General features: G+C 71.5%; 7 protein-coding genes. 4 read left to right on the forward strand and 3 right to left on the reverse strand.

Annotation, left to right across the window (positions count from 1 at the left end; genetic code table 11):
• Both ACFXB5_RS45115 and ACFXB5_RS45120 read right to left on the reverse strand, forming a co-directional pair.
• On the reverse strand, nt 1–678 hold a 678-nt coding region (locus ACFXB5_RS45115), incomplete at its 3' end, for a 2Fe-2S iron-sulfur cluster-binding protein (RefSeq protein ID WP_385219703.1).
• A 2-nt stretch (nt 679–680) separates the two neighbouring features.
• Nucleotides 681–1,769, reverse strand: a complete 1,089-nt coding sequence (locus tag ACFXB5_RS45120; protein ID WP_385219704.1) for an NAD(+)/NADH kinase — start codon at nt 1,767–1,769, stop codon at nt 681–683.
• 227 nt (nt 1,770–1,996) lie between these two features.
• On the opposite strand from ACFXB5_RS45120, the gene ACFXB5_RS45125 reads away from it, so the two are divergent.
• Complete coding sequence (locus ACFXB5_RS45125) at nt 1,997–3,334, forward strand: radical SAM protein (protein WP_385219721.1); 1,338 nt, start codon at nt 1,997–1,999, stop codon at nt 3,332–3,334.
• A gap of 53 nt (nt 3,335–3,387) precedes the next feature.
• On the opposite strand, the gene ACFXB5_RS45130 is transcribed toward ACFXB5_RS45125, so the two are convergent.
• The gene (locus ACFXB5_RS45130; protein ID WP_385219723.1) at nt 3,388–5,271 is read right to left on the reverse strand and encodes an amino acid transporter; all 1,884 of its coding nucleotides are present in this window, start codon (nt 5,269–5,271) and stop codon (nt 3,388–3,390) included.
• A gap of 246 nt (nt 5,272–5,517) precedes the next feature.
• Here ACFXB5_RS45130 and ACFXB5_RS45135 point away from each other — a divergent pair, with 246 nt between their 5' ends.
• From ACFXB5_RS45135 to ACFXB5_RS45145, 3 genes are all read left to right on the forward strand, one after another.
• Entirely contained in the window at nt 5,518–6,117 is a 600-nt protein-coding gene (locus ACFXB5_RS45135; RefSeq protein ID WP_385219706.1) for a hypothetical protein, read from the forward strand.
• 178 nt (nt 6,118–6,295) lie between these two features.
• Nucleotides 6,296–7,465 (forward strand): cation diffusion facilitator family transporter, encoded by a 1,170-nt coding sequence (locus ACFXB5_RS45140; RefSeq protein WP_385219707.1) that lies wholly within the window; start codon nt 6,296–6,298, stop codon nt 7,463–7,465.
• A gap of 75 nt (nt 7,466–7,540) precedes the next feature.
• Complete coding sequence (locus tag ACFXB5_RS45145) at nt 7,541–7,783, forward strand: hypothetical protein (RefSeq protein WP_385219708.1); 243 nt, start codon at nt 7,541–7,543, stop codon at nt 7,781–7,783.
• Nucleotides 7,784–7,917 lie beyond the last annotated feature (134 nt).

Below are 7,917 nucleotides of genomic sequence, written 5' to 3' on the forward strand. Positions count from 1 at the left end.
CGAGCCGGGCGGCGGCCTGGGGGTCGGGGGCGCGCCCGTAGCCTCAGGGCTTCCTCGCGCCCCTCCCGCCGCACCGGTGCGGGCGGGCGCCCCGCCGCCGTCGGCCGCGGCGACCTCGCGGATGGCGGCCACGATGCCGGGGTACGCCCCGCAGCGGCACAGGTTGCCGCTCATCCGCTCCCGGATCTCGTCGGCGTCCAGCTCATCCGGCGCGCCGACCCCGGCCGCCATGTCCGAAGTGACATGGCTGGGCCAGCCGCGCGCGGCCTCGGTGAGCGCGCCGATGGCGGAACAGATCTGGCCGGGTGTGCAGTAGCCGCACTGGAAGCCGTCGTGGTCCAGGAACGCCCGCTGCAGCGGGTGGAGTTCCTCGGGGGCGGCGAGCCCCGCCACGCCCTCGATGGTGGTGATGTCCCGGCCCTGGGCGGCCACCGCGAACACCAGGCAGCTGTTGACGCGCTCCCCGTCGATCAGGACGGTGCAGGCCCCGCACTGCCCGTGGTCGCACCCCTTCTTGACCCCGGTCAGCGCCAGGTGTTCGCGGAGGGCGTCCAGCAGGGTCACCCGGTGGTCGAGGGTGAGGGGGCGGTCGGCACCGTTGACACGCAGCGCGAAGTCGCTGTGAAACGCGTGAGCTGTCACGCCCCTCAGCCTGGCACCGGGGTGTGCGCCCCGCATCTTCAGCGTGGGCCGTCCGGCCCCGGCTCCGGTGGGCCGTCGGGCGCCGGGGGCAGCCGCAGATGCGCCAGGTCCGGCGGGATCGGGGAGCTGGGGCGGTAGAACGGCGGGGCCGGGTCGGCGGCGGGCGAGTCGGCCAGCCGGAAGCGGTCCCGCAGCCGGTGGTAGAACTGCGTCGGCGCGAGCCGTACCAGCCGCAGCCGGACCGGTGCCCGATAGGCCGCCACCCAGTCACCCGGCTCCAGCACCCCGCGCAGCTGCCCGTCGAGGCTGACCGCCACCCGCCCCGAGGTCGGCAGCACCCGTACGGCGACGGGTTCGTCCACCGCGGCCACCACGGTGCGGTCGAAGGCGATGTGCGGGGCCACCGGGGTGAAGACGACCGCGTCCATGTACGGGGAGACCACCGGCCCGCCGGCGGCGAAGCTGTAGGCGGTGGAGCCGGTCGGGGTGGCGACGATGATCGCGTCGGCCGAGTACGAGGCGAGCAGCTGCCCGGACACATACACCCCGAGCCCGGCCTGGCGGTCGCGGGCGAGCTTTTCGAAGACCACGTCGTTGACGGCGTTGACGTCCAGCGGGATGCCCCAGCCGGCCTCCTCGGGGCCGCCGCGGCCGGGGCGGACCTTGGGCGGGGGCGGGACGGGGCCCCGCCCGTAACGCAGCAGCGCCTCCATGCCCTCGGGCATCTCCAGCGGCCGGGACGCCCGCAGCGTGAGCAGCATGCGCTCCTCGATCGTGGCCCGGCCCTCACGGACGGCGTTCAGCGCGTCCTCCACCTGGTCGACGCTGATCTCGGTGAGGAAGCCGACCCGCCCCACGTTCACCCCCAGCGCCGCGGCCCCGTTCCTGGCCGCGAGCCGGGCGCCACGCAGAAAGGTGCCGTCGCCGCCGAAGGTGACGATCAGATCGGGGTGGCCGGCCGCCTCGGACTCCTCCTGGGCGCTGCGCCGGGGCTGGTCACCGCGCCAGACGTCCAGCTCAAAGCAGGAGATGCCGTGCGCGGCGGCCCATGCGCGGGCGGTGCGGGCCGCCGCGACGGCGGTGGGGCGGGCCTGGTGGACGACCATGCCGAGCCGGTTGACAGCCATGGCCCTTCCACCGTAGATCGGCCGGCCCCGGAGCGCCCATCGGACGGACACGGGGCGGGCTCAGGGGGGAGTGGGGCGGGCTCGGGGGGTGTGGGGCGGACACGAGGCGGGCTCGGGGCGGGTGCCCTGGAGGCGAATATCCGTCCTGATCTATCGTGTTCAGCGGCACAGAGACCTGCGTGGGAACCACACCGCATCCGTACGGAGCCAGGGGGATGGTGCAGCAGATGGCGAGTGAGAGACGAACCGCGCTGATCGAGGGGCTGATGGGGCGTTTCCCCCAGGTGCCCCGGGAGGCCGTGCTCAAGGAGGACCTGCTGCGCGGGGGCATGGCCTTCGACGAGTCCGCGCTCAGCGGCAACGAGGGCGGCGACGTCAAGCCGAAGTCGTACTTCATCTTCTCGTTCGACCACCGCACCCTGCCGGAGCTGGGCGCCGCGGCCCTCAACCGGCCGCCCGAGGAGATCGTGCTCACCGGCGGGCCGTACGAGCTCCGCCGCACCGTGGTGTCCGTCCGCGTCAACCCCGCGTCGCCGTATGTGGTCCGGGCCGGGGAGGACGGTGCGCTGGGGCTGTATCTGGACGGTGCGCGCATCGCCGATGTGGGGCTGCCGCCAATGCCGGACTACTACCGCCACACCCTGTCGAACGGCAAGTCGGTGATGGAGGTCGCGCCGACCATCCAGTGGGGCTATCTGGTCTATCTGACGGTCTTCCGGGTGTGCCAGTACTTCGGCGCCAAGGAGGAGTGCCAGTACTGCGACATCAACCACAACTGGCGTCAGCACAAGGCGGCGGGCCGCCCGTACACCGGGGTGAAGCCGGTCGAGGAGGTGCTGGAGGCGCTGGAGATCATCGACCGCCATGACACCGCCCGCACCTCGCAGGCGTACACCCTCACCGGCGGCGCGATCACCTCGCATGTGGGCGGCCGTGACGAGGCCGACTTCTACGGCCAGTACGCGAAGGCCATCGAGGAGCGCTTCCCGGGCCGGTGGATCGGCAAGGTGGTGGCGCAGGCGCTGCCCAAGGAGGACGTCCAGCGCTTCCACGACTACGGGGTGCGGATCTACCACCCCAACTTCGAGGTGTGGGACCGGCGGCTGTTCGAGCTGTACTGCCCGGGTAAGGAGCGCTACATCGGCCGGGACGAGTGGCACCGCCGGATTCTGGACTCGGCCGAGGTGTTCGGCGCCCGGAATGTGATCCCCAACTTCGTGGCGGGCGTGGAGATGGCCCAGCCGCTCGGCTTCGCATCCGTGGCCGAGGCGATCGATTCCACCGCCGAGGGGCTGCGGTTCTTCATGTCGCACGGGGTCGTGCCCCGGTTCACCACCTGGTGCCCCGAGCCGACGACACCGCTGGGCAAGGAGAATCCGCAGGGCGCCCCGCTGGAGTACCACATCCGGCTGCTGGAGACCTACCGGGCGACGCTCGAGGACTTCGGGCTGTCCTCGCCGCCCGGATACGGCCCGCCGGGGCCGGGACGGGCGGTGTTCTCGGTGAGCTCGTTCATGGACAGCCTGCCCGCCGTGGACCCGGACCCGGAGCCGGTGGCGCCCTGACATACACGACGGCGCCCTGACGTGGCGGCCGCCCCCGGCTCGACGGGACCCGTTCAGCCGACGTGGACGTGGGGGCGGCGGCCGCGGTCGGGCTCGGCCTCGCGGAGCACCTCACGGGTGACGGGGGCGACCTCTCCCTGGCCGAAGAGGAAGAAGCGCAGGAAGTGGGCCAGCGGATGGCCCTCGGTCCACTCGAAGTAGACGTGCGGGCGCTGCCCGGTCAGGTCCCGCACCCGTAGCAGCAGCGCCGCCAGCGCGTTCGGGATGGTGGCGCTCTGCAGGGTCAGTACGCGGTAGCGGCCGTGCACCACCTCGCCGCACACCCGCAGCTCGCTCTCGAACTCGGACGGGTCGGCCACCGTGACCTCGACGAAGATGATGTCGTCCTCGGGCGGGATGTCGTTGTCCGCCCGGATCTGGTGCTGCTTCTCGCGGTATTCGGCCAGGTCGCGGCGTTCCGGTTTGTTGGCGATGAGGCGGATCCTGCGGTGGGCGGTGTCACGGACGAATCGCTCGGCCAGGGCGTCGAACGTCACGCTGGTGACCCGTAGCTCGAACGCCCTGGCCACCCGGGACAGCAGCGACACGGCCATGATGCCCGCGATGAAGCAGGCGCCGATCTTGACGCCGTCGGGCCGTTCGATGACGTTGACCGCGGTGGTGTACAGGAAGATCAGCGAGATGACGCCGAAGCCGATGGTCCAGCCGCGCTGCCGGGCGCGCCGGGCGGCGATGGTGACGGCGACGGCGGCCGAGGTGATGAGCACCAGCACCCCGGTGGCGTAGGCGCCGCCCTGGGCGTCCACATCCGCCTTGAAGAGCCAGGTCACCAGGAACGCGATGGCGATGAACACCAGCACCATGGGGCGGACCGCGCGCGCCCAGTGGGGTGCCATGCCGTAGCGCGGCAGATAGCGGGGCATCAGGTTGAGCAGTCCGGCCATGGCCGAGGCGCCGGCGAACCAGAGGATGGCGATGGTGGAGGCGTCGTAGACGCTGCCGAACGTCGAGCCCAGGTACTCATGGGCGAGGTAGGCCAGGGCGCGCCCATTGGCCTGACCGCCCGGTTCGAACGCCCGCTGCGGGATCAGCAGGGTCGTGATGAAGCTGGAGGTGATGAGGAAGACGCTCATGATCACCGCGGCGGTGGTCAGCAGCTTCCGGGCGCCCTGGATGCGTCCGGCGGGGCGCTCCTCGGTGTCGCCCGGCTTGCCCTCGATATGCGGCATGACGGCCACGCCCGTCTCGAACCCGGACAGCCCGAGGGCCAGCTTCGGGAAGATCACCAGCGCCACGCCGATCATGACCAGGGGACTGCCGCGCTCGGCGACCAGCGCCTGGGACCAGTCGGGGATCACGTGGGGCGCGGTGCACACATGCCACAGCCCGACCGCCACCACGACGGCGTTGAGCAGCAGATAGGCGGCGACCAGCGCCACCGCGATCCCTATGGCCTCGGTGAACCCCCTGAGGAACACCGCCCCGAGCAATCCCACCAGGATCAGGGTGATGGCCACCTCATGGCCGCGCAGGGTCGCGGTGAAATGCGGGTTCTCCACCAGGTGGGCGGTGGCGTCGGCGGCGGAGAGGGTGATGGTGATGAGGAAGTCGGTGGCCGCGAAGCCCAGCAGGGTGAGGACGAACAGCTTGCCCTTCCAGAAGGTCAGCAGCCGCTCCAGCATCGCGATCGAGCCCTGGCCGTGCGGGCTCTCCACGGCCACTCTGCGGTACACCGGCAGCGCGCCCGCCAGGGTCACCACCACCAGCACCACGGTGGCCAGCGGGGAGAGCAGCCCGGCCGCCAGGGCGGCGATTCCGGGCTGGTAGCCGAGGGTGGAGAAGTAGTCCAGACCGGTCAGGCACATCACCCGCCACCACGGCCGGCCCTGGTGTGCGCCCTCCGGCTCGGCGTGCGGGCCGGGCTGGCGCTTGGCCATGTCGGTCAGGCCCTCCAGCAGCCATGCGCGCAGCCGGTGCCGTGCCCCGCCGTCGGGGGCGGCGCCGCCAGAGGTGGAGGAGACCACGGGGTGCTCCCGTCGTACGGGGAGGGGGGTCCCCGGCCATCGCTGAGACCCTTCGGTCAGCGTATGCGGCGCGGCCGGCCACCACCCGGCCGGTGCCGCCGGCCGAAGGACATCGCTTTCTCAGTGAGTTTTCATCTTCGGTCCGTACGGTTGCGGCACATGGACACCACCAAGACCGACCAACCGACCGACACCGCAGCGCAGCCCGCAGAAGCCGAGGAAGCCACGGCGGAGGGTGTCCCGAACGCTGTTTCGGACCAGCAGGAAACCCCGGACCCGAAGGAGACCCCGGACTCGCTGGAAGCACCCGACCCCGCCGACGACATCGCGACCCCTCCCCCGGCCACCACACCGGGCGTCGTCCCCGGCGCCGCCTCGGTCGTCGCCGCGGGCCTCGGGCTCGCCTCGCTCTCCGGCACCTGGCTCGGCACCATGCTGCAGGAGCGCAAGCAACTGACCGGCCAGATCAAGGCCCAGTCCGGGTCGGCCGCCGATCAGATCTCCGCGGTGTACGGCACTCCGTGGCACACCACGGCCCTCGTCAACGGGCTGTTTGCACTGATCGCCGTGGTGATCGCCGCCGTGGTGCTGCTGCGGCAGCGGCGGCCCGTCACGGCCGGGGCACCCTGGGTGACCGCGGTGGCCTGGGGAGCGGTGGCGCTGGGCGTGATCGGTCTGCTGATCGCCGCCGCCATGGGGCTCGACATCTTCAGCGAGCTGCCGAAGGTGCCCGCGTCCCCGAACACCCCGGCCGGCTGACCCCATCCGAGCGCGCCCCGTGGACCGGATGGGTCCGGCGGGGCGCGCTCCTCGGCGGGCGTGTCACGATTGAGGTCCCGAGATCGGGACACACGCGAAGGGGACAGGCCGTCCGGCCGCCCCGGCGGAGCGGGCCATCAGGACGGCACGGACTTCCCGCCTACGGAGTTTCCCGCCGATGAGCCGTTCCACCACGCACTCCTCCGACCGGCACGGAACACCGCGTACGCCGCATACGCCGGACCCGCCGGAGACCTCGCGCGCGCAGGACACGCAGGACACGCAGGACACACCAGACGCTCCGGACAGAGACCACGGGCCGGACGGATCCGGCGCGCGACAGGGCCGGGACTCCCGGACCGCCGTCACCGTCTTCGTCGCCCTCGGCGCCAATCTGGTCATCGCGCTGGCCAAGGCCTTCGGCGGGATCTTCGCCGGCTCCCCCGCGCTGCTCTCTGAGGCCGCTCACTCCGTCGCGGACAGCCTCAACGAGGTGTTCCTGCTCGCCTCCCTCAAACGCAGCAGGCGGGCCCCCGACGACCAGCACCCGTTCGGCTACGGCAAGGAGCGCTACTTCTGGGCGCTGCTGGCCGCCGTCGGCATCTTCGTCATGGGCGGCTGCTTCTCCTTCTTCCAGGGCGCCGAGGCGCTGAGCGCGGGCAGCTCCGAGGACCACAGCGGCTATCTGGTGGGCCTCGCGGTCCTGGGCGTGGCGCTCATCGCCGAGGGCTCCTCGCTGGTCCGGGCGCTGGTCCAGGTGCGCGGGCACGCCCGGGAAGCGGGCCGCGGCATGGCGACCGAGCTGCGCAGGGGTGACGACCCCACACTGCGCACCGTGCTGGCCGAGGACTCCACCGCCTGTCTCGGCGTGGTGTTCGCCCTGCTCGGCATGTGGCTGCACATGGTGACCGGCCAGGTGGCCTACGAGGCCACGGCCTCCTTCCTGATCGGGGCGCTGCTGGTCTATGTGGCCTACCGGCTGGCCAAGGAGTCGCGCGGGCGGCTCATCGGCGAGGCGATCGACCCGGTCCAGCGCCAGGAGCTCCGCCGGTTCCTCGAGACGCAGCCGGAGATCGACACCGTGACCACGCTGCTGACGATGCGTCTGGGCAATGACTCGACGCTGGTGGCGGCCCGGGTCGACCTCGTCCCCGGTCTCGACAGCGAGGAGGTCGAGGAGGTCCTGGTGCGCGTCAAGACGGCGATGACGGAGTTCTGGCCGCACGCCGACCAGATCTTCCTCGATGTCACCGACGCCTCGGCCAAGGACCGGGCGAAGGCGCGTGCGGACCGCCAGGCGCTGGAGGAGACGGTGGCTGCCGTGGAGCGCGAGGACGGCGGGGCGTGAGATTGGCCCCGGCGGGCCTGGGTACTCGGGGAAAACCAGCCCACAACAGCGAACTCACGTACGGAGGCAGAACTGATGGGCCTCGGCGGTTGCATTTTGATGATCGCGGTGGGAGGGATTCTCACCTTCGCCACCGACTGGAACGCCAACGGCTTCAATGTCCACCTGGTCGGCCTGATTCTGATGGCAGTCGGCATCATCGGCACATGCGCGTATGTGAGTGTCTACAAGCGCCGGCGCGTGGTCGAGCCGGGCGCAGTGGCACCCCCGGTGGTCGAGGAGCCCGAGCATCACCGGCACCACCACTACGACTACTGAGTGCCGGCCAGTTCCCTTTCCGACGAGGTGGCCCCCCCCCCCGGGGGGGGGCCCCCCCGAGGGTTTTGAAAAGCCCAAAGGGGGGTGTGGGCCCCCGGGTCACAAAGACTGTGGCGATGTGTTAAAAACAGAAA

The sequence above is a fragment of the Streptomyces sp. NPDC059455 genome, assembly GCF_042750115.1.
GTDB lineage: Bacteria > Actinomycetota > Actinomycetes > Streptomycetales > Streptomycetaceae > Streptomyces > Streptomyces endocoffeicus.

Bases quoted from the DNA above. Each gene is read 5' to 3' on its own strand.
- ACFXB5_RS45120 (WP_385219704.1), bottom strand. From the start codon at position 1,769: ATGGCTGTCAACCGGCTCGGCATGGTCGTCCACCAGGCCCGCCCCACC.
- ACFXB5_RS45125 (WP_385219721.1), top strand. From the start codon at position 1,997: ATGGCGAGTGAGAGACGAACCGCGCTGATCGAGGGGCTGATGGGGCGT.
- ACFXB5_RS45130 (WP_385219723.1), bottom strand. From the start codon at position 5,271: ATGGCCAAGCGCCAGCCCGGCCCGCACGCCGAGCCGGAGGGCGCACAC.
- ACFXB5_RS45135 (WP_385219706.1), top strand. From the start codon at position 5,518: ATGGACACCACCAAGACCGACCAACCGACCGACACCGCAGCGCAGCCC.
- ACFXB5_RS45140 (WP_385219707.1), top strand. From the start codon at position 6,296: ATGAGCCGTTCCACCACGCACTCCTCCGACCGGCACGGAACACCGCGT.
- ACFXB5_RS45145 (WP_385219708.1), top strand. From the start codon at position 7,541: ATGGGCCTCGGCGGTTGCATTTTGATGATCGCGGTGGGAGGGATTCTC.